Origin of the sequence: Bradyrhizobium sp. 153, from assembly GCF_023073835.1 — a bacterium.
Taxonomy (GTDB): domain Bacteria; phylum Pseudomonadota; class Alphaproteobacteria; order Rhizobiales; family Xanthobacteraceae; genus Bradyrhizobium.
The window spans coordinates 52,728-73,000 of the sequence record NZ_JADPKH010000045.1 but is presented as its reverse complement, the minus strand read 5'-3'; the positions used below and the strand labels follow the sequence as shown (position 1 = coordinate 73,000).

Genomic DNA, 20,273 nt, shown 5'->3' with positions numbered 1-20,273 from the left:
ATTTATCCGGCGACAACCTATCCGATCGCAACGCCGAGAGGGTTAAGGCCCGCTCACCAATTTCCGGTAAGCCTAATGTGCAAGGATTGCGCGCCGCTCAAATGCTGCAAAGCGGACTAGTGAAGCGTTAACGGCGCCGAGCTACCGACGGGAACCACGCCGAATGCTCACATCTGTTTGACCATCCAGCTACGAAATCGAACGGTTTCACCGGAACGTCCGGCGTGCTCGATATTTAGCCCCCGTTCAATCACAACGGGAGCCAACAATCATGAATATCAAACTCCTCGGCGCCGTCGCGATCGCAACCACCACTCTCGCGGGCTCCGCGATGGCACAGGCGGTGATCAATAATCCTGCCCGCTGCTCGGCCCAGTTCCCCAATGCAAACTGCCAGAATCTCGGACAGGGAAACCCGTACACCGACCGGGGCTATCGCCATCGTCGCATGTCCTATCGGCAGACCAACAGCGGCGACTGGAATAACGACTGGAGCAGGAGCCGCACCGGATTCTGGCCGACCGATGTCGCGGCGGGCGTAGCCGGTGCCGCGATCGGTACCGCGGGCGCGATCGCAACCGCTCCGTTCCGCGCCTGGGACAATTCCTACGCCTACGACAATTCGTGGGACAATCGCCGCTGGGACACCCGCACCTATGCCCAGCGTAACGGCTTCGTCTGCACGCCCGGCACCTGGTTCAAGGGCGAAGATGGCCGCCGGCACATGTGCCAGTAAACGGGACTCATATCGAACGACACAACAGGCGGCCCGCTGGGCCGCCTGATTCATGTCTTGCGACGATGATCGCGGTTCTGGCTCTTTCCGGCCAAGTCTGATATTGCGCCGCGCACGGGTGGACGGCCCCGGCATCTGCCGGCCCCTGCCACTTCCTCAAGTGTCGCCGGCTTAGCTCAGCGGTAGAGCAGCGGTTTTGTAAACCGAAGGTCGGGGGTTCAATCCCCTCAGCCGGCACCAATTGACTATTCATCCTCTTTCGCTAGTCTTCGTTTGAGCGGCGTAAGTCGCTGAAAGTTCGCATTTTTCCCTTCGCCTGCGTTCGTCTCCCTCCGCCAGCCTCCGCGATTTTTGTTGGTATCTCTGTTGGTATGTGTGGGGTTGGGGCAAAGGAGATACCAACAAACGTTCGGGAAACGCGAAAAATCGTGGGGGTGAGCGATGGCACTGACGGACGCAGCCTGTCGAGCTGCCAAAAAGGCCGAGAAGCCGTACAAGTTGAGCGATAGCGGCGGCCTCTATTTGCTGGTCGATACCGGCGGATCACGCCTTTGGCGGCATGCGTATCGCTTTGGCGGCAAACAAAAGACGATAGCGTTAGGCGTCTACCCGCACGTCAGCCTCGCGGCGGCGCGCGATGCGCGCGACGCCAACAAGCGCGTGTTAGCGGCGGGAATTGATCCATCTGAGAAGCGGAAGGCCGATAAGCAGGCCGCAGCCGTAGCGCATCTGACGACCTTTGACCGGATCGCTGACGATTGGCTCGACGATCAGCGCAGCCTTACCGGCGGACTGGACGCGCCCAAAGACCAGCGCAAGAAGTCTCCGGAGACAATCGAAAAATTGGATTGGTTATTGTCGCTGGTTAGGCCTCAGCTCGGCAAGCTGGATGCGCGCACCTTAACCACTGCGCAGATTGTTGACGCGCTCGATCGCATAGGCGCGCGCGGTCAACGTGACACAGCTCACCGCTGCCGCGCGACGGTCAGCCGCGTGCTTGACGGTGCAGAACAATCGGTTTCAGCCCCGCGCGATCAAGAAGAAGCTCAACTTCATGTTTGGCTGGCGTATCCCGGCCGTGCACGATGAAGACCTCATCACTTGAAGTCGCCGCTGCCCCATCAGATCGTGTTGCAGCGGGCGCTTCGTCGCCGACGAGCTCGATCAGATCCTCTTCAAGCGAGCGGACGGCAAGCCGCAACATTGACAGTGAGTTCGCTTTTCCGTCCTCAAGCCATTCGTGGACTTGGTACAGCGGATCGTCGCCGCCACCCAGCACCAGGGGACCGTGATCCAGGCTTGTCGCGCCGTCAAAGCGATGTCGACGCGGTGAGTTGGGACCGAAAACGGTGTCGAGCGTGTCTGCTATGGCGGCCCCCATTGCGTTCGTCTCTGGGGCCCAACGCTCTTTCACTGCTGTCGTCTCGAAGGCCTCCAACTCGGAAATTCTCTTCCGGAGACGTTCGATGCCGTTCCGGATTTGCTGGGCGTTGAGATTGGGGAGAGCTGGGGGGGAAGGTCTACGAGCCATAGAAACGTCCATCACGGTCTGTGCGTGAGCGCGCGGAGTGCCGTCCGTTCCGACCCGCCTTCTAGCGAAGGTGAACTGACCTGTCCCTCTTACACCCCCTTGAGCTGCGCGGGCCCGCGCTGCGACCGTTTTCCCCGAAAAAGACTTCGCTAACCTTCGCGATTTGTTGGTAGCAAAGTTGGTACGCCGAGCCGGCAACAGAGAATTACGTTAGTGAATTCAATAGGATAGATACAAATAATCATCCCCTCAGCCGGCACCAGCTTTTGCCGCACGGCTCTCACCTCGAATTCTTCGGCGCGCTGCTTTGCTGGAAGTGCTCGGCGTCAGCGATCTTCACCCACACATGCTTCGCCTGCTCGAACACCGATCTGACGGGAGCGGGGTAGTTCGGGTCCGCGATCGCACCGACGGCAACGGCGATCATCGCGGGTAGATTGTCGGCTTTCCAATAGACCGTCGAACCGCAGTCGGTGCAGAAATAGCTGCGGACCTTGCCACCGCTTGCGGCAGCGCGGACGAACTCCTTCGGCGTCCCTGAGAACGTGACGGCGTCAGCTGGATAGAAGGCGCCGACGCCGAACGGCGCGCCGGTTCGGCGCTGGCAGTCGGTGCAGTGACAGGCAACGACGAGACGCGACGGCCCCGGAAGCGACAGCGCAAGCGCGCCACAACTGCATCTGGCATCAATCATCGAAAACGCTCCTCCGTGGCAAGGCAGACACGATCAGGCAATTGATCCAGCTGCCAGAGCCCGAGGCTCTTGTCGCGCCAGCCGCCACCGCCCTCCTCGCAACGCTCGCTGATCAGCGCGTGCGGCGCCGGCCAGTCGAACGGCGGCTTCTCCATGTTCAGCGCCCGCCAGTCGCCATCCTCGCAATCGCGATTTGCCTCCCATTCCGGAAAGGTGGTGGCGAGCAGGAAGCGCGCGCCGCTCATCTGAAATTGCGCGAGGGCGCGATCGATATTCGCAAAGCTCAGATGCACCAGACAGTCCCGGCAGAGAATGACATCCGCACGCGGCAGTGCATCGCGCGTGATGTCGGCAACGAGAAACCGGCCCGACGACCCGCCTGCCACACGCCGGCGGTTGGCCTCGATCAGCGACGGCACGATGTCGATGCCGGTGTAATCGACATCGAGCGTCATGCGGCTGATCCAGCCGGCATCGCCGCAGGGCGCGTCGAGCAGCGAGCGGGCACCGAGGCGTTGCAGCAGTGGAGGAAGCCCCTCTCGGATCGCGGCGGTCGCTGGGTCCTCAGAGCCGAGGCCGGAGACGGAAGTTGGCGCGCCCCAAAGGTTGGTCCGCTCGATGCGTTCGAACCGGGCGGCGAGATCGAGGTCCGCGAAATTCTCGCGGTCGGCGAGGAAACGTTGGTGGGCGAGCACGGGAGGACGGTGGGCGGTCATCGGGTGAGCCTCTAGGCAAGTCGGAAGCCCAGTGTACAGGCGATTCGAGCCTCCGGAATCGCAGCGTGCCATCCGATCTGATCGTTAGCGTTGGGCAGAGTCGGAGACGCTGATCCGATGGGGGTCGGAACCAAAGCCGTGCGTCGCTCGTTCTCGACCCATGCGGATCAGGGAAGAAAATCGAAACATATTTTTGCTGGCGAGCGTGACGCTGTGCTGTGGCGTCGTGGCCGGCACAGTTGCGCTGTTCGAACCGGCGCCAGCACCGACTCCTGCAAAGCAGGTGGCCGAGCGGATGGCAATCGACGCCACCGCTCCGACACCGGTTCGGGTGGTCGGCGCACCCTTCGAGCCCAACGTCAATCCGCGCCAGCGATAACCATCACGTCGGCGATGCCTCCGTGCCCTTCTCGGGCCGGCCATGGGCCCGCGCCAATTCCTCGACGAACGCGATCACCTCCGCCCGCTTGTCGGGCGGCAGCGACAGGAACGCGCGGACGAGCCTTAAGCCCTCCGCTTCGTCCACCCGTTCGTCTTCGTCATTCATCCGACCAATGTCGGGCGATCGGGAAAAATATGCAATCCCTTTCAAACGACCTTGATTCGGCGCGGCCGCTTTGCTGGAATGGAGCGCGGCAGAGGTGGATCATGAAGTGGATCAGGGAACGCGACGCACTGATCGCGCAGACACTGGCCTTCGTTCAATCGGTGACGGGCAAAAAGGATGATTTCCTTCAGCCGGCCGCGCTGTCGGATTCGCCGGCGGCGACCGTCGAGACCGCCCCGGTCGAGATCGGACCGCTCCAGCCCGCTCCGCAGGCTCAGTTCGTCAAGCTCCCGCCGGCACGGACAAGCGGCGATTTTCGCAGCGAGATGCAGGCCCGGATCGCCAATTTCCGCAAGCATCAGGAGCGGTTCGCGCGCGAGCGCGAGGAGTATTGCGCGGCCACCCTGAGCAAATTGCGCGCCGCCATGAGCGACGCCTCCCCCCGCCCACCGGCCGAAAAGTAGGGCCGGCGCTCCAATCGGGGCTTACAGCCAGGACCACACCAGCCAGAGATTGGCCGCGCAGGCGCCAAACAGCGCCAACGTCAGGGGCAGGAGCATGTGCCCGCAGGAGGTTTTCAGGTCGCTCGTCATGGCCGAAAACATCCGCTGATTCCAGCCGGAGAGTCCCAGGGATTCTTTTTTTACGGATTCAGGACTCGTTTACGACTCAGGACACGAACTGCCCGATCACGGCGCCGTGATCGACCAGCCGGCCGGAACCCGTTCCGCGCAAAGTCGTTAACGGGCTTTCCTGGAGCGGGAAGAATGCCCTACGCCCTGTTCTGCAACGACGCCCAGATCAGCAAGGCCTATCCGAGCGAGTCCGACGTCTGGAAACTCGCGCAGCGAAGTGGTCTCGTCGTGGACGTGACCGCGGACGACGAGCGGCCGGGACCGCGCCGGGTGCTCGACAATGACTACGAGATCGCGCCCTGCCAGGCAGCCCAGGGCGAGGACCCCGCCAAGAACAAAGCTGAGGCCGAGCAGCAGTCGAGGATGGAGCTTGAGCTGAACACTTGAGGTCCGGAGCTCCGGGGCGGGAAACCTGAGCGAAGGCTCAGGGCGTCGCGGTCGCGAGAGACGCCTGCTCGCCCGCCAGGGCCACGCAGGCCTTCCGGCGATGCAGCCCGCGGATCGCGCCGGTGACCTTCAGCACCTTGCCCGACGGACAGGAAGCGTCCTTGACGAAGGCCACCTCGTAGGGCGCCAGCATCAGAGGCTCGGATTTAAGGATTGTCTGTGCAGAGCACGGCAAGCAGATGACGCACGCGAGCACCCCTGCCGACACCAAGATACGCATGTTCGTCGTCCCACCAGCCCGGCAATTCTCATATAACGCGTTCCGGAGCGCGAGTTCCGTAAGCGGCAAAAATTATTTTTGCTTTACCCCGCGGCCATGACGCGCGTGAGAAGACGCGCGCCGGAACGTTTGCTTGCAAGCGATGCGCCAGATGGTTGACGCAAAGCGAACAACAGGCCGGCGAGCAAGAGGCGGGCAAACGAAAGGCCGGCGGGAAAGCCGGCCTTGTCAGATCGCGTCGTTGGCAGAGGTCAGTAGCGCGACGCCGACGGACCGCCCCAGCCGAACCGGTAGTTCACGCCGACCTTGACGGTATGTTCATCCTCCCGGCCGCGGACGCCGACGATATCGGCTGGGCCGGAGGTGAAGGTGGTGCTGCCAAAGTTGTAATACTGATACTCGGCCTTGGCCGACCAGCTCGGCGCGAACATGTATTCGAGGCCGGCGCCGACGGTGTAGCCGTCCTTGCTGTTGCCGGTGGTGGTGAAGGCCTGCGGCACCCCGGCGATGTTCACGCCAAGGCCGTTATTGCGCCAGGCATAACCGCCCTTGGCGTAGAGCAGCGTCGGTCCCCAGGTGTAGCCGATGCGACCGGTCACCGACCCGAGCTGGTCGGTGTTGGACGTCACCTGCGTGCCCAGCGGGAACGTGACGCCGTTGTTGTTGGTCGGCAGCCAGGAATACTGGGCCTCGATACCCACCACCCAATTGGGCGCGAACTGGTAGTCGAAGCCGCCCTGCACGCCGCCGAGGAAGCGGGCATCGCTCGACTGGAAGCCATTGTCACCGGCAAAGGCGCCGCCGACATGGCCGCCGATGTAGAAACCTGTCCAGTTGTAGATCACCTGTGGCGGCGTATAGGCCGGTGCCTTGGTGTAAGGGCGCGGCTGCATGTCGGCTGCAGCGGCTGGCGCGGCCAGCGCCAGCAGCGCGACTGCACCGAGCAAAATCGTTTTCATGATCATCCCCGTTCTCTCAAATTCGACCCTCAGCAAACAACGTGGCGTGAATTTGGTTGCTTCGCGGCGATGCCGGAACGTTGATCGTTCGTTACTGTGACGGGTTGGCAACAACGCGATTTTGTTCCGTCACGTCCCTTGCGCCGGCCGTTCTCGTCGTCGGCGCAGGGCGAGCCGTAACGATTTGTCGCGAGACGAAACCGCCCGTTCAAAGCTCGCCAAGATGTGATCCAGCGGCTCCGGCGCGGTCTGTCCTATCATGAGGCGATGAAGGCGGGCTTTGCGCTACCGCGTCATCTTTTCCAGTTCCGGAAAGGGTGCGTAAACCGCACCGGCACAGAGCTCGCTCGTCCGATCGATAACGCGGTCGCTCCGCCCGTTGACGAAAATCACGGCGCGCTCGCGCATGCCCTTGTAGCTGCCATCGGTCTCGCGCGGGGTGAAATGCAGGCAGCTCACGTAGAACTGGCGCCCGCCAACTTCGCGCAGCACCGGATCGGCCATGCTGGCGTCGCGCACCCCGACCGGGTTGTTCAGATAGCTGCGCATCAAGGCCAGCGTGTCGCTGCGGAAGTTGTCGGGAAACGGCTGCGGCCCTCCGGCCTGGGTCCCGCCCATCAGCGTTGGACGGTCACCGTCGCTGCCGAAGCATGCCGCAAGCGCCAACGGCAACGCCATGATCACTGCATATCTCGCCAATCGCCCCACAGGCACCGCTCTCCGCTCGATCAGACTCGGAGGTGTTCTAGCCCCAAGCTTCCACGAACCCAAGCCTGCATGATCTAAGCTTGCACAAAGGGAATTCGCTTGCAGCGGCGCAAACGGCGCGCCGGTCCGCCGCCGACACCTCGGGCTTTCGCACGAGGCATGGCGAACGGACCGGGCCTGAACTCCGCACGCGGCGGCGGGGCAATGCCAGGGATGCCGCCGCGCGGGATCAGTGGTCAGTTGCGCTTGTCCGATGTCGCCGGCTTGGTCACGTCCGGCTGCGCCTTCAGCGATTCCTTGGCCGTGACCTGCTTGTGGTGATGGCGATGCTTGCGCACGGACTTGTGCTCGTCGGGCGTGGCGGCGGCGTTGGCGTTCATCGCGTTCGACTTGGTGTCCACCTTGGCATTCGCCTTGACGTCGGAAGCCTTCGTGTCGGGCTTGACGCCCGCATCCGATTTGACCGCAGTATCCGCCGCCTTGGTCTGGCTCTGGTCCGCCTTGATCACCGGCGCGGTCGTGGTGGTCTTGCCCGCCTCGGCGGCGAAAGCCGGGGCTGCGATCACGGAGGCTGCGAGCAAGGCTGCGGAAATGGTCTTCAACATGGTTGGTCTCCTCTGGGAAGGATCTTGAGGCGGCGCCCTCTCGTCACCCCTTCGATCGTAAGTCCGAGCCTAGAGAGCAGCCACTGAACCCAGTCTGAAGCCCATTGCGGGCTCCCGTTCATCTCGATGACAAGTTTGTCATCTGCGCCGGGACGAATAGATCGTGCGAAGCGGGAATGTTTTTGCCCCATGGGTGTTCCGGTCTTCGGGCAATCGTGTAGGATCGCCACGTTTCATACGGGAGAACATCAATGCGCAGACTCTCAACGCTTCTGGTGCCGGGACTGGTCTCGATGGCGCTGGCGGCCGGGCCGACGCTGACCAGCGCCTATGCCGCCGGCAGCGATGAACCTTCGCCGCCGCCGAAGTCGGACACTTCGACCAAAAAAGGCAAGAAGAAGAGCTCATCCGTCAGCGATCCCAAATTCGTGGCGGCCTATCGCGCCGCCTACACTGCGATCTACGACCGTCACGACTACAACGGCGCGATCGACCAACTGAAGTCGCTCAAGCGCGACGACGTTGCCGATGTCGCGAACCTGATCGGCTACTCCTATCGCAAGCTCGGCGATTACCAGTCGTCGAAGGCCTATTACGAGCTGGCGCTGAAGGACGATCCGAACCACGTCCGCACCTGGCAGTATTACGGCCTCTGGCAGCTCGAGCAGGGCAACCGCGAACAGGCGCAGTACCACCTGAACAAGATCGCCTCGCTCGCCGGCACCGACAGCTCCGAATATCGCTCGCTCGCCGCCGCGCTCGACAGGCCTACCGGCGCGACGCTGGTCTACTAAGACATCACTATTTGAATGAAGCGAGCGCGCACAACCTTGGGGTTGTGCCCGTTCCACTTTCTCGGCTAGCCTTGCGCAGCATCCCTCGCAATTGGTGTGCAATGGATACGTGGCTGCGATCCGCGATCGACTACATCGGCTCCTGGATCGAATTCCAACAGAGGACATTCCAACAGCCCGGCGTCATCATCGCCTTTGCCCATCGCGGCGAGGTCGTCGCCGAGCACGCATTCGGCCTTGCCAATCTCGACACCGGCGAGAAGCTCACTCCGCGGCACCGCTTCCGCATTGCCTCGCACTCGAAGAGCTTCACCTCCGCCGGCATCATGAAGCTGCGCGAGCAGCGCAAGCTCCGACTCGACGATCCGATCGGTCAATACGTCGGCGGCCTGCATCCGCGCGTGGCAGAGACGACGATCGCGCAGGTGCTCTCGCACAGCGCGGGACTGACGCGTGACGGCGCCGATTCAGGCCAGTTCATCGATAGCCGGCCCTATCTCGATGCGAAGGAGCTGCTCGCGGAATTGAAGCTGCCGGCCGCAATCGAGCCCGGCACCCGCTTCAAATATTCCAATCATGGCTTTGGCCTGATCGGCCTCGTCATCGAAGCCGTGACCAAGGAGCCCTACCCTGTCTGGATCAAGCGCGAAATCGTCGAACCCGTGGGCTTGCGTGAGACCGAACCGGATGCGCCGCTTGCCAAGAGCACGCCGTTCGCGCGCGGCCATACCCGAAAGCTGCCGCTCGGCGAGCGCTGCGTAATCCCCGGCGACAATCCCGCGCACGCCATGGCGTCCGCGGCGGGCTTCGTCGCGACCGCCGGCGATACCGCCCGTTTCTTCGCGCAGCTCGCGCCCAATGCGAAGAAGAGCGTTCTCTCGGTCGCGAGCCGCCGCGAGATGACGCGACACCACTGGCGCATCCCGCAGAGCTTCGAGGGCTATTACGGGTTAGGCGTCAACGCCGGCAAGACCGACGGCTGGGACTGGTTCGGCCATGGCGGCGGCTTCCAGGGTTACATCTCCCGGACCTGCTCCATCCCCGCTTGCGAGCTCGCGATCAGCATCCTCAGCAATTCCATTGACGGCGCGGCGCCATTCTGGATGGACGGCTCGATGCAGATCCTGCGCGCGTTCAAGACACGCGGCGCGCCCGACCGGCGCGTGCGCGACTGGACCGGCCGGTGGTGGACGATCTGGGGAGCCACAGATCTCGTGCCGGCGGGCAACCGCGTGCTCGTCGCCAACCCGCAGTTCAACAACCCATTCATGGATGCCGCCGAGATCGAGGTCACCGGCCGCGACAGGGGCAAGCTCGCCTGGGCCGCCGGTTACTCCAGCCATGGCGAGCCGGTCCGCCGCGTCCGGGACAAGCGCGGCAAGGTGAGCGACATCTGGATCGCCGGTGCCAACGTCAAGCCTGCAAGCGTCGTGGCGCGCGAGATCGCGCGCCGGTATCCGCCACGCAAGCGGCGGCCTACTCGCGGATAAGCGCCTCGACCTCACTGCGCATCGACTGCCGCGAACCGTCGCGCGAATAAAACATGTGGCCGCCGGGATAGACGACGAATTTCACGCGTTGCGTAACGAAGGCCGGTAACTGGTCGAGCACGCGCTTCGATCCGAAATAGGGCGTGGCGAGATCGAACAGGCCGTGCGCGACCAGCAGGTTCAGCTTTGCATCGGTGGCGAGAATCTGGCGCAGTTCCGACACCGATTGCGGCGGGTTGAGGCCGCGGCCGAAATCCCAGTGGCCCTCGACGCTGCCGTTCAGGACTTCATAGGAGCCGTCCGGCCGCCAGTTGAGCTTGCGTGTCAACACGTCGACCGCGGCACTCGTCAGCGGCGCCTGGAGTGCATCGCCCGAGGGGTCGCCGAAGCGGGAGCTGCTGGAATCCGGGTAGGGATCGAAGCCGCGCACGGAGCCGTCGTAGCGTCCCGTCACCTTGCCGTTCTTGCGATCGAACTCGCGGCGGAATTCACCGACGTCGAGCCGGCCGGCGAGCCTGCGGCTCACCGCCTGGTCGATGCCGGTGAGCTCGGCGACTTTGTCGGCCAGCCGGTTGGTCGCCTCCTTGTCCGCCTCGCCCTTGACGAGGTCAGCCAGGAATTCGCCGCGCGCGTAGGCCTCGACGTCGGCGAGATCGGCGCGCGTGACCGGTGCCTTGGCTTCGCGCGCCACCGCGACATAGCTCGGCAGCGTCGCGACATATTGCAGCAAGCTCGTGCCGGCGAACTCGCGGAAGTCGAACAGCGGCGAGACCAGGATCAATCCCCTGACGCCGACTCCATGCTGCAGCTGCAACTGGCGCACCACCTTCGGTCCGCGAATCCCGCCATAGCTTTCGCCTGCTACGTATTTCGGCGAGATCAGCCGGTCGTGCTTCTCGAGCCAGCGGCGGATCACCAGCGCGATCGAATTGGCGTCGCCGTCGACGGAATAGAAGGACTTGCGCGCGTCCTCGCCGCTGGCGACGAAGCGGCTGTAGCCGGTGCTGACGGGATCGATGAAGACGAGATCGGTGAAGTCGAGCCATGTCTCCGCGTTCGGCTTCACCTCGGGCGAGGCGGACGGCGACAGGGCTTCGCCATCGAGCGGCAGCCGCCACGGCCCCGCGGCGCCGAACTGGAGCCATGCCGAAGATGCGCCGGGCCCACCGTTGAACAGGAAGGTCACGGGGCGCGTCGCGCGATCGGCACCGTCGAGCTCATAGGAGGTCACGGCGATGTCGGCCAGCGGGTCGCCCTTGCCGTCGAACACGCGGATCGAGCCGGCGGTCGCGGCGAAGTTGAGAGTGCGGCCAGGCAGATCGAGCGTCTGCTTCGTGGTGGAGTCCGGCGGCAGACGATGCAGCTCGGCCGCCGACGGCGAACCAGGCGCAGAGCTTTGCGCGCCACCGCCACGCCCGCCTTTCTGTCCGGCCGGCGATGTCGTCTCGGAGCGCGGCTGCGGCGGATCCTCCGCGCGCGCCCATCCTGCGAAGGCGAAAGCCGACACCGCCATCACCAGCATCGCGTGGCGGAGCGCCGGCAAACTCAATACCATGATCGTTCTCCGTGCCCGGCTCTGAAGGCCGGTGCGCACCGATCATTAGCCAGGAATTGCGACGGTTTGGGGGATCATGGGTTCGGCGGCGCATGGAGAGGTCTTTCGGGCCCGAAGCGCTCCCGTTTCGTCCTGAATCGGGATGGGGCAATCCCCCGTTTGCCTTGAAAGGCGGTCCTCCTCGACAATCCAGGCCCAGGTCGTATAGACGAGCCCGGCGGAACTTACTCGAGCCAGCGGCACCTGCCCGGGAAGCCATGACCAAACCCTCGCGATACGACCGGATCGCCTTCGTCGCCAGCCCGAGCAGCGAGGCGCAGGCCGCCTTCGGCCAGCTCACCCGGGATTATGGCAATTACGACCCCAGGGAAGCCGATGTCGTCGTCGCGCTCGGCGGCGACGGCTTGATGCTCCAGACGCTGCACCGGAACATGCACACGGGAAAGCCGATCTACGGCATGCACCGCGGCACGGTCGGCTTCCTGATGAACGAATACTCGACGCACGATCTGCGCACGCGGCTCGAGGCGGCGCATGAATCCGAAATCCATCCGCTCTTAATGCGCGCGACCGACGTCAACGACCGCGTCCACCTGCACCACGCCATCAACGAGGTCGCACTGTTCCGGCAAACCTACCAGGCCGCACGCTTAAGGATTCTGATCGACGAGCGCGAGCGCATGGCCGAGCTGATCGCCGACGGCATCATGGTGGCGACGCCGGCCGGCTCTACCGCCTACAACCTCTCCGCCCAAGGGCCGATCCTGCCGATCAACGCCGCGCTGCTCGCGCTGACGCCGATCAGCGCCTTCCGCCCGCGCCGGTGGCGCGGCGCGCTGCTGCCCAACACGGCCTATGTCGTGATCGAGGTGCTCGAGGGCGACAAGCGCCCCGTGGCGGCGGTCGCCGATCATGACGAGGTGCGCGACGTTCGCCGTGTCGAGGTCCTCTCCGACAAGACCATCTCGATGCGCATGCTGTTCGACCCCGGCCACAGCCTGGAAGAGCGGATCCTGCGCGAACAGTTCGGCTACTGAGCCGACGGCCCGCCCCTCTCAAAAGGCCGATCGCAACCCTTCGTTAACCCCCGCCACGATATGGTTAACGAAGGTTGACCGCTTTGGCCCGGGCGTCATGTTCCGTATCGACTTCAACAAGCTGCGCTTCCTCGTCTGCGACGACAATCCGCACATGCGCCGCATCCTGCGGACGCTGCTGCATTCGTTCGGCGCACGCGAAGTCTACGAGGCCGAGGATGGCGCCACGGCGCTGGAAATGTACAGCCATTACGTGCCCGACATCGTCATCACCGATTGGGCGATGCCGATCTTCGACGGGCTCGAGCTCGCGCAAATGATCCGGCAGCCCGAATCCAAGGGCAACCCCTACGCGCCGATCATCATGCTGACCGGCCATTCCGAGAAGCGCCGCGTCACGGTCGCGCGCGATGCCGGCGTCACCGAATTCCTGGCCAAGCCGATCTCGGCCAAGGGACTCTACCAGCGCATCCTCAACGTGGTTGCCAATCCCCGCCCCTTCATCAAGACCAAGACCTATTTCGGCCCGGACCGGCGCCGTAACACCAACTCTGCCTATATGGGCCCGGAGCGTCGCGTCGGCGAAAAGCACGAGGTGCTCCAGCAGCCCTCGCTGCTCGACAAGGCCCGCTCCTCCATCTAGCGCAGCGTCTCACACGAGGCAGGCATCATGGCGAAGAACAGCGCAAAGGACATCGAGGTCAAGGCCTTCGCCACGCATCACGTCATCACGCAGCCCAATCCCTTGCGAAAAGTGCTGCGCCGGGTCGAAGCAAAAGACATGGACGATCCGGTCGCCCGCGCCGAGCAGGCGCTGGCGGGCCTGTCCGGCCAATTCAAGGACTGGATGAGGATCGAGGTCGAGAGACTGTCCGCCGCCTGGACCGAGGTGCAGCAGGATGGTTTCACCAGGAAGCTGCGCGACGAGCTGTTCCACGCCGCACACGACATCAAAGGCGATGCGGCGACTTTCGGCTTTCCTTCGGCAGCGGGAATCGCCGAGAGCCTGTGCCGCATCATCGAGCATGCGCCGGATCTTTCGAAGGTGCCGGCCGAGCTGTTCACGCACCACATCAACGCAATCCTCGCCATCGCGCACGAGAACACCAGGCTTGACAGCATCAGCGTCTCCGCGGAGCTCAGCCGGCGCCTGCGCAAGGTCGCCGACGAATATCTCGCCCATGTCAACCGTGATCGCCCCGAACATCTCGAGGTGATCCTGGCGCCAAGCATTGCGCCGGCGGAATAAGGCCCAGCTCTTCCCTCTCGTCGTTGCGAGCGCAGCGAAGCAATCCAGAACTGTCTCCGCGGTGAGACTCTGGATTGCTTCGCTGCGCTCGCAGTGACGGAATTCGCAGGACCTGCTACGCCGCGATCAGATCGTCATAGAGCGGATCGACCGCGTCCTCGGCGACGAGCTCGTCGCAGAACAGCCGCGCCTCTTCGCGCGCGGACTCGGTGGCGAAGCGGCGGAGCAGGACCATCAACGGTTCGGTAGCGCCGCGGTCGGTCTCACAATGGGTGAGCACGCGCTCCACCATGCGACGGCGCAGCCGTACCGCGCGGTCGTCGGTGTCGACAAAACCCTGCTCGTGGCAGGCGTCGAGCGCGACTTGGAATGCCGCAAATGTCGCCTCGGGCAGCCCGGCGCGGCGGAGCAACGCGTGCAGGGTGTTGCCGCCGCGCTCGTGCAGCAGCGCCGAGACGCGCGCCAGCGGCAGATCGGCGAGTTCGGCGAGCGCCGCGTCGAACAGGTCGAGATTGCTCGACAGCAGCGCGCGCAAAATCAGACCCGCCGTGAGCTGGCCGGTGATGCGCAGGTGCCGCACCAGGCCCTGCATGTCCCCACCGCGCGAGCGCGCCGCGATGTTGATGGTGGAGCGGTCGCGCGCCTCGATCGTGATGCGTTCGGCACGATCGGCACTCAGCCAGTTTCGGGCCACGACGAATTGCGCAAGGGTCTCGGAAAGCTTGGCCACCAGCGCCGCGCGCGTTGCGGCCGGCAGATCCTCCAGCACCAGCATCGCTTCGCGGATCGCGGCGAGGTGGCCGTGGCGCTCGACGATACGATTCCACGAGAACGGCGCGAGCTCGGCATGGGGATTTTCGATCAGCTCCAGCGCGGCCGCCGCGCAGCCGACCTCGGCGATGGCGGCGCAGACCGAGACCGGCAGCGCGATACGGCGGGCGACCGCGCACTGCACCTCGTCATTGCCGGTGGCGACGATGTCGACGAGATCGGCATCGATCAGCAGCGGAGAATGTTCGAGCACGGGCAGCGCAACCGTCGGCTGATCCGCCGACAGCGCCCGCACGATTGCAGCCGGCGCCTCGGTGCTGCGCGCAAAGGCCTCGGCCATCGCCCGCCGCACCAGCGGCGAGGGATCGTCGAGCAACATCAAAAGCGCGCCTTCGGCGGCGACGCGGTCATCATGAGAAAGGTCTGAAATCAGCCAGGCCCGGGCCAACGCCCGCGTCGCCTCGGCCCGCTCGCCCGCGGACGCCGTCCTGATCCAATTGATGAACTGCCGAACAATCATGGTGCTTCCGGCCTACGCAACGAAAACGAAAAATAGTGACGGCTTGTCACCTGCAACACAAAATAAACCACGACGCTTAACAAAGCGTTCACCATAACTGGCTGGTTTTATTGACGTTTTGTTAAGGGAACAAAGCCGCGCTTTTCTTGTATCCCGCACACGGTGCGGCGCGCGAGCGCTGCGCCGCTAAGCCGGGCCTATTTGTTCGGAAGGATTTGCTGCGCCTGGGTCCCAGCTCAGCGCCGCAAGCGTTGTACGCTGCAGAGCGTCCGGGCACGAGAGCAGATGCTAGCTCGAGAACGTGCCGCTGCGATCGCTGAAGAGATCGAGCGGCTGCGGCGGACGCATGTCCGGCGTTGCTGAGGCCACCGAGGTGAGCGTGGCGTTGTTGCCCCACAATTTCTGCACAGCGGTCGAGACCGGCTGCGTGGCGTCGCCAGGCTGATAGATCGAACGAAACGCCGGCGTGGTCGGCGCATTGTCCGCGAGCGTCGTAGGTGACGTCGCACTGACGGGCGTCACGGCGCGGGTATTGGGGAAGGTTTGGAGATAAGCGGCGTTGTCGATCACCGGCGCTGTCGGCTGTACGCCGTTGGCGCCCGCCACCTGCGTAGTCGAGGGCGTGCCGCCATACATCGCCATCGCACTGCGGGTGATCTTGGAATTCGCCGCGCTGGCATAGCGCGCGTCCAGCACCGAGTAGACTTCGGAGACGCTGCGCGCCCGGCCGTCATTGGCGTAGAAGATCGAGCGGTTGGCGGCGGCCGCGTTCGGAAAGAGCCGCGCGCCGACGGCTTGCGGATTGTCCTCGGCATTGGCGATCAGTTTCGCGGCGCCGCCGACACCCATGAAATGCGCCATGTAGAGTTCGCTGTCGCTCGGCCTGCGCCCGAGCAGGCCGGTGAGCTTGAAACTGTTCGACTGCGTCAGCGCCGCCGCCATGCTGGACGCGGCCTCGGGATCGTCGCGCAGCTTCATGATCGACCGCTTGATCATCGGATCATCGACGATGTAGCTGCCCGACGCGGTCTTCGTAATGGCGTCGGCATAGCTGCCATAGCCGAGCTGAGTGCCCGCCTCCTTCACTGTGCCAAGCCAGGTCTGATCGATGAACTGATAGAGCCCGTGCGCGGACGAGGTGGTGGCACCGGCCGTCGGATTGAAATCCGATTCCATCTTGGCGGTGGTCAACATGTACTGGAAGCCGACGCCGGAGATATTGGAGGCCTGCTTGATCGCGCCGGCGACGCGCGCCCGCGACGGATCGAGACCGGCCGTCTGCGTCGCACTGAACTTGTCGACCGACATGATGAAGTGCCCGCCCCGCGCGGCATTGAGCGGCGCCGGCAATTCGGCGCCCAGTCGTCTCACCGTGGAACAGGTATGGTTAATGCGGGGTAAATTTGGCTCTCGCCCTGCCGAACCGAGTCGTTCGGGGGCGCACCGAAGCTGCGAGCCCCAGAATCCATTCCACCGCACATGATATCGCACGATCGATTCCGGGCTCGTGCTTCACATGCCCCAGAATGACGGATGGCTACTTCTTGTAGATGTCGCCCGGATCGAACAGCCGCTCGGCATCAACGAAGACGAGCCTAGCGCCGCCGCCCTCGGCCTCGACCTTGCGGTAGAAGCACGAACGTCGCCCGGTATGGCAGGCCGCGCCGATCTGCTCGACGCGGATCCAGACCGCGTCCTGGTCGCAATCGGTGCGTATCTCGACCACGCGCTGGGTCTGACCCGATGTCTCACCTTTTCGCCACAAGGCGTTGCGCGAGCGGCTGAAGTACCAGGCTTCGCCGGTCGCGATCGTCTTGCGCAGCGCCTCGTCATTCATGTGCGCGACCATGAGGACGTCGCCATTGACGACGTCGGTTGCCACGCACGTCACAAGGCCCGCGGCGTCGAATTTCGGCAGGAAGGCGAGACCTTCCTCGACTTCGTGAGAGTGGGCGGACACGAGCGTCCTCGCTTAAAACGTTGGCGAGGTCAGCGCTGCAGGCCTCGCACAAGGGACAGGAAACGGGCCTGTTCCGCCGGATTGTCCCGGAACATGCCGGTGAAGCGGCTGGTGAAGGTGGAAGCGCCATGCTTGGCGACACCGCGCACCGACATGCAGGTATGCTCGGCCTCGATCAGCACGGCCACGCCGCGCGGCTTGAGGACCTCGTCGATGGCGGCCGCGATCTGCGCCGTCAGATGTTCCTGGGTCTGGAGCCGGCGGGCGAAGATATCGGTCAGGCGCGCGAGCTTGGATAGGCCGACGACGCGCTCCACCGGCGTATAGGCGATGTGCGCCTTGCCGTAGAACGGCATCATGTGATGCTCGCATTGCGAGGTGAACTCGATATCCCGCACCAGGACGAAATCGTCATAGCCCGCCGTCTCGCCGAAGGTGCGGTCCAGGACCTCGGCCGGGCATTGATGGTAGCCCTGATAGAGCTCGTCGAAGGCCTCGACCACGCGGCGCGGCGTGTCGAGCAGGCCTTCGCGCTCGGTATCCTCGCCGATATAGGCGAGCAGCGTCTTCACCGCTGCTTCCGCCTCGGCGCGCGCAGGGCGCGGCTGGTCGGCGCGGACGGCGGCCGCGAGAAATTCAGCGGGATCAAGCTCGGCCGGGCGGCTCTCGGGCTGGCGGTCCGAGGGCTTGTTGGGGCGGATGGATTTGATTGCAGCGTCCATATCGACTCCGTTCGACGGCCTTACGGCCGGAGTGTCACCGGCAGACGGGGCGGCAAGCCGCCGGACGCCTGAACAGAACAGTCTCGGCGAAAAAGGTCCGCTCGTCGCCACGCCGGCCGCACCATTCTGGATCACCGCCGGTGGGCCGCTGGACTGTTTTTCCGCGAGTTCCGACCCTATATAGGACCCTGGACGCCGCCCGCCAAGGCCGATCGGGTGCGGAAGTGCTGGACTCCATCACATGCTGAACGACATCTACAACAAGCGGATCATCGAACTGGCCGGGAATATTCCGCGGCTCGGGCGGCTGTCGGACCCCGATGCCTCGGCCACTGCCCACTCCAAGCTGTGCGGCTCGACCGTGAAGGTCGACCTCAAGATGAACGGGAACACCGTCACCGACTTCGCCCATGACGTGAAGGCCTGCGCCTTGGGACAGGCCTCTTCGTCCATCATGGCAAGTCGGATCGTGGGGTCGACTGCGAGCGAACTCCGTGAGTTGCGCGAAACCGTTCGCAAGATGCTGAAGGAGAACGGTGCGCCTCCTGAAGGAAAATGGGAAGAGATCAAGTTCCTCGAGCCGGTCCGCGACTACAAGGCGCGGCATGCCTCGACCCTTCTCACCTTCGATGCGGTGGTCGATGCTATCGGCCAGATCGAGGCCAAGGCGAAGCAGCCGGCGGCGGCTCAGGGCTGAGTGCTCTCCGTCGTTCCGGGGCGATGCCACCGGACCCGGCGTATTGGCCGGGTCGACGACATGCTCCGCATCGAACCCGGATCCAGAGATTGCCGATCTTCCGGGCTGGCGCTGTCGCGCGCCACGGAATGACCCATCAAAGCATATCGTTTACTTCTGCGCCGCCGCCGCTGGTGTCGCCACGCCGCCGGCCGTCGGCACCAGGGCTTCCGCGGTCTTGGTTGATTTGGCAGATTGCTGCGGCTGCTCCGGTTCCGCGCCGTACCTGGCCTGCGTCTTCGATGTAAGCTCCGCCATCGCCGGTGCGGAGATGTCCACATGCGGCAACACGTCGGCCACGAGGTCGGTGGTCACGAGATTGGTGAGCTTAAGCTCTCCGGCGTCGAGCTCATGCAAATCTTCCCACGGCGGCACGCTGAGTGCGAGCGACAGCAGATCGCCGGCACCCCCCATGTCGAACGTGTATTTGGCCAGCCGGCCGATGTCGCGCTCCACGATCATCAGGTCCTGGGCGCTGTAGCTCGCAGCCTTGGCATCGTCAGCGCGGTCGCCCATCCAGATCTGGTGGACCCGGACATGGGCAGCTTCCGGCACATAGCGCTTCTTGCCGGCGAGCAGCAGGAACACGCACATCGATTCGCAATAGGCCCCCGGCGCGACCGCCGGACGGGCGCCTTGCCCGCCGCGGTTCTGAACGCTGATTCCGACCGTGGTCAGAAGTCCGAGGTTGCGGAAGCGCCGGCCGAGCGTGATCGCGTCGTTGACCGAGCCGCCGCTGGAGTCGAGCACCACCGTGGCGCCGCCCAGCTGGCGCCCGCGAGAAAACTCCTCAAAAGCCTTCGGCGTATCGGCGGTGATGATTCCGACCGCGCTGACCCAGCCGCGGCAGTTCGGCTCGCAGGCCACCCAGCTGAACTTCATCGGCAGCTTGCGCTCTTCGAGCGCAGCACCGGCTCGCGCTGACGTTCCAAGGGTCGCGACGGCGCCAGCCAGCGCGACTCCACACACGGCGGTTCCCACCAGCAACCAGCCGCGAAGATTAAGGGAGTTCAGAAGTCTCAATCTGGTTCCTTCCCCAAGCCCTAAAAGGTCCCCAAACAATCCCCGGTAGCGCCCTCTGAGTCCATCATACAGGCGTATGTTTCTACACACGGGCGTCATAAAAATGGTATCCGGGCGAATACAGATCGTCCACAGATACTTGCTGCACTGCTCCCAGAAAGCAGGCAAAATATGGCGCGCAAACAACAGCTTACAGTTCCCTGCTGCGGAACTGAGCAATACTTCGCTTAACCTGACAGCAAAGCGCACATGAAGCATTCAGCCTGCGAGCACTGTTCCAGCCCGGTCGCGGGCGCGCTCCGGCTCCCGCGCCGATTCGGCCGCGCGCTGATCTGGCTCTATCGGCACACGTTGTCGCCTCTGGTTGGTTACAATTGCCGGCACCTGCCGACCTGCTCCGTCTACGGCGACGAAGCGATCGAACGGTTCGGACTCTGGGCCGGCGGCTGGATGACACTCGCGCGCCTATTGCGCTGCAATCCCTTCGGCACCTCGGGCATCGACAACGTACCGCTCACCGCACCGCAAGGCGCGCGCTGGTATGTGCCCTGGCGCTACGGCCGCTGGCGCGGGGTCAACGCATCCTGAGTGCTGCGGTGCTGTGCCGTCGCGGTCGGA

At 64.1% G+C, this 20,273-nt stretch carries 25 protein-coding genes and 1 tRNA gene; 13 read left to right on the top strand and 13 right to left on the bottom strand.

What is annotated here, in order from left to right; genetic code table 11:
• Positions 1 to 271: 271 nt before the first annotated feature.
• From IVA91_RS12490 to IVA91_RS12480, 3 genes are all read left to right on the top strand, one after another.
• On the top strand, positions 272 to 736 hold the full coding sequence (locus tag IVA91_RS12490; protein ID WP_247280932.1) for a hypothetical protein: 465 nt from the start codon (positions 272 to 274) through the stop codon (positions 734 to 736).
• Between the two features lie 165 nt (positions 737 to 901).
• Positions 902 to 976: transfer RNA gene (locus IVA91_RS12485), tRNA-Thr, on the top strand.
• Positions 977 to 1,177: 201 nt separating this feature from the next.
• Positions 1,178 to 1,825, top strand: a complete 648-nt coding sequence (locus tag IVA91_RS12480; RefSeq protein ID WP_247458795.1) for an integrase arm-type DNA-binding domain-containing protein — start codon at positions 1,178 to 1,180, stop codon at positions 1,823 to 1,825.
• Positions 1,826 to 2,547: 722 nt separating this feature from the next.
• Here the strand turns inward: IVA91_RS12480 and IVA91_RS12475 are convergent.
• Complete coding sequence (locus tag IVA91_RS12475) at positions 2,548 to 2,961, bottom strand: GFA family protein (RefSeq protein WP_247280896.1); 414 nt, start codon at positions 2,959 to 2,961, stop codon at positions 2,548 to 2,550.
• Entirely contained in the window at positions 2,958 to 3,677 is a 720-nt protein-coding gene (locus IVA91_RS12470) for a class I SAM-dependent methyltransferase (RefSeq protein WP_247280895.1), read from the bottom strand. Before IVA91_RS12470 ends, IVA91_RS12475 begins: the two co-directional genes overlap by 4 nt.
• 160 nt (positions 3,678 to 3,837) lie before the next feature.
• Here IVA91_RS12470 and IVA91_RS12465 point away from each other — a divergent pair, with 160 nt between their 5' ends.
• A complete protein-coding gene (locus IVA91_RS12465) occupies positions 3,838 to 4,056 on the top strand; it encodes a hypothetical protein (protein ID WP_247280894.1) in 219 nt (72 codons plus the stop codon).
• Positions 4,057 to 4,059: 3 nt separating this feature from the next.
• Here the strand turns inward: IVA91_RS12465 and IVA91_RS12460 are convergent, their stop codons facing one another.
• Positions 4,060 to 4,224: a hypothetical protein gene (locus tag IVA91_RS12460; protein WP_247280893.1), complete on the bottom strand. Its 165-nt coding sequence runs from the start codon at positions 4,222 to 4,224 to the stop codon at positions 4,060 to 4,062.
• 101 nt (positions 4,225 to 4,325) lie between these two features.
• Between IVA91_RS12460 and IVA91_RS12455 the strand changes: the two genes are divergently transcribed.
• Positions 4,326 to 4,688: a hypothetical protein gene (locus IVA91_RS12455; RefSeq protein ID WP_247280892.1), complete on the top strand. Its 363-nt coding sequence runs from the start codon at positions 4,326 to 4,328 to the stop codon at positions 4,686 to 4,688.
• A gap of 303 nt (positions 4,689 to 4,991) precedes the next feature.
• Complete coding sequence (locus tag IVA91_RS12450) at positions 4,992 to 5,246, top strand: hypothetical protein (protein ID WP_247280891.1); 255 nt, start codon at positions 4,992 to 4,994, stop codon at positions 5,244 to 5,246.
• Between the two features lie 37 nt (positions 5,247 to 5,283).
• On the opposite strand, the gene IVA91_RS37105 is transcribed toward IVA91_RS12450, so the two are convergent.
• The 4 genes from IVA91_RS37105 to IVA91_RS12430 form a co-directional block, all read right to left on the bottom strand.
• The gene (locus tag IVA91_RS37105; protein WP_346015482.1) at positions 5,284 to 5,526 is read right to left on the bottom strand and encodes a hypothetical protein; all 243 of its coding nucleotides are present in this window, start codon (positions 5,524 to 5,526) and stop codon (positions 5,284 to 5,286) included.
• Positions 5,527 to 5,777: 251 nt separating this feature from the next.
• On the bottom strand, positions 5,778 to 6,485 hold the full coding sequence (locus tag IVA91_RS12440) for an outer membrane protein (RefSeq protein WP_247280890.1): 708 nt from the start codon (positions 6,483 to 6,485) through the stop codon (positions 5,778 to 5,780).
• A 285-nt stretch (positions 6,486 to 6,770) separates the two neighbouring features.
• A complete protein-coding gene (locus IVA91_RS12435) occupies positions 6,771 to 7,166 on the bottom strand; it encodes a hypothetical protein (RefSeq protein WP_247280958.1) in 396 nt (131 codons plus the stop codon).
• 263 nt (positions 7,167 to 7,429) lie between these two features.
• A complete protein-coding gene (locus IVA91_RS12430) occupies positions 7,430 to 7,798 on the bottom strand; it encodes a hypothetical protein (protein WP_247280889.1) in 369 nt (122 codons plus the stop codon).
• A gap of 251 nt (positions 7,799 to 8,049) precedes the next feature.
• Here IVA91_RS12430 and IVA91_RS12425 point away from each other — a divergent pair, with 251 nt between their 5' ends.
• Both IVA91_RS12425 and IVA91_RS12420 read left to right on the top strand, forming a co-directional pair.
• A complete protein-coding gene (locus tag IVA91_RS12425; RefSeq protein WP_247280888.1) occupies positions 8,050 to 8,592 on the top strand; it encodes a tetratricopeptide repeat protein in 543 nt (180 codons plus the stop codon).
• Positions 8,593 to 8,693: 101 nt separating this feature from the next.
• On the top strand, positions 8,694 to 10,082 hold the full coding sequence (locus tag IVA91_RS12420; RefSeq protein WP_247280887.1) for a serine hydrolase domain-containing protein: 1,389 nt from the start codon (positions 8,694 to 8,696) through the stop codon (positions 10,080 to 10,082).
• On the opposite strand, the gene IVA91_RS12415 is transcribed toward IVA91_RS12420, so the two are convergent.
• On the bottom strand, positions 10,069 to 11,637 hold the full coding sequence (locus tag IVA91_RS12415; protein ID WP_247280886.1) for a peptidase S10: 1,569 nt from the start codon (positions 11,635 to 11,637) through the stop codon (positions 10,069 to 10,071). The two genes, IVA91_RS12420 and IVA91_RS12415, sit on opposite strands and share 14 nt — an antisense overlap.
• Before the next feature lie 257 nt (positions 11,638 to 11,894).
• Between IVA91_RS12415 and IVA91_RS12410 the strand changes: the two genes are divergently transcribed.
• From IVA91_RS12410 to IVA91_RS12400, 3 genes are all read left to right on the top strand, one after another.
• Complete coding sequence (locus IVA91_RS12410) at positions 11,895 to 12,674, top strand: NAD kinase (protein WP_247280885.1); 780 nt, start codon at positions 11,895 to 11,897, stop codon at positions 12,672 to 12,674.
• A 97-nt stretch (positions 12,675 to 12,771) separates the two neighbouring features.
• Positions 12,772 to 13,317 (top strand): response regulator, encoded by a 546-nt coding sequence (locus tag IVA91_RS12405; protein ID WP_008549760.1) that lies wholly within the window; start codon positions 12,772 to 12,774, stop codon positions 13,315 to 13,317.
• A gap of 27 nt (positions 13,318 to 13,344) precedes the next feature.
• A complete protein-coding gene (locus tag IVA91_RS12400) occupies positions 13,345 to 13,923 on the top strand; it encodes an Hpt domain-containing protein (RefSeq protein ID WP_247280884.1) in 579 nt (192 codons plus the stop codon).
• Between the two features lie 115 nt (positions 13,924 to 14,038).
• Here IVA91_RS12400 and IVA91_RS12395 read toward each other — a convergent pair whose 3' ends face one another.
• The 4 genes from IVA91_RS12395 to folE all read right to left on the bottom strand — a co-directional run bounded on the left by IVA91_RS12395 (position 14,039) and on the right by folE (position 17,896).
• Entirely contained in the window at positions 14,039 to 15,214 is a 1,176-nt protein-coding gene (locus IVA91_RS12395) for a DUF2336 domain-containing protein (RefSeq protein ID WP_247280883.1), read from the bottom strand.
• Positions 15,215 to 15,502: 288 nt separating this feature from the next.
• A complete protein-coding gene (locus IVA91_RS12390) occupies positions 15,503 to 16,564 on the bottom strand; it encodes a lytic transglycosylase domain-containing protein (protein ID WP_247280957.1) in 1,062 nt (353 codons plus the stop codon).
• Between the two features lie 187 nt (positions 16,565 to 16,751).
• Positions 16,752 to 17,174 (bottom strand): phosphoribosyl-AMP cyclohydrolase, encoded by a 423-nt coding sequence (gene hisI / locus IVA91_RS12385; protein ID WP_247280882.1) that lies wholly within the window; start codon positions 17,172 to 17,174, stop codon positions 16,752 to 16,754.
• Positions 17,175 to 17,203: 29 nt separating this feature from the next.
• The gene (gene folE, locus IVA91_RS12380) at positions 17,204 to 17,896 is read right to left on the bottom strand and encodes a GTP cyclohydrolase I FolE (RefSeq protein ID WP_247280881.1); all 693 of its coding nucleotides are present in this window, start codon (positions 17,894 to 17,896) and stop codon (positions 17,204 to 17,206) included.
• Positions 17,897 to 18,137: 241 nt separating this feature from the next.
• Between folE and IVA91_RS12375 the strand changes: the two genes are divergently transcribed.
• The gene (locus IVA91_RS12375; protein WP_247280880.1) at positions 18,138 to 18,593 is read left to right on the top strand and encodes an iron-sulfur cluster assembly scaffold protein; all 456 of its coding nucleotides are present in this window, start codon (positions 18,138 to 18,140) and stop codon (positions 18,591 to 18,593) included.
• Between the two features lie 150 nt (positions 18,594 to 18,743).
• On the opposite strand, the gene IVA91_RS12370 is transcribed toward IVA91_RS12375, so the two are convergent.
• A complete protein-coding gene (locus IVA91_RS12370; protein ID WP_247280956.1) occupies positions 18,744 to 19,655 on the bottom strand; it encodes a hypothetical protein in 912 nt (303 codons plus the stop codon).
• A gap of 249 nt (positions 19,656 to 19,904) precedes the next feature.
• On the opposite strand from IVA91_RS12370, the gene yidD reads away from it, so the two are divergent.
• Complete coding sequence (yidD, locus tag IVA91_RS12365; protein ID WP_247280879.1) at positions 19,905 to 20,243, top strand: membrane protein insertion efficiency factor YidD; 339 nt, start codon at positions 19,905 to 19,907, stop codon at positions 20,241 to 20,243.
• Positions 20,244 to 20,273 lie beyond the last annotated feature (30 nt).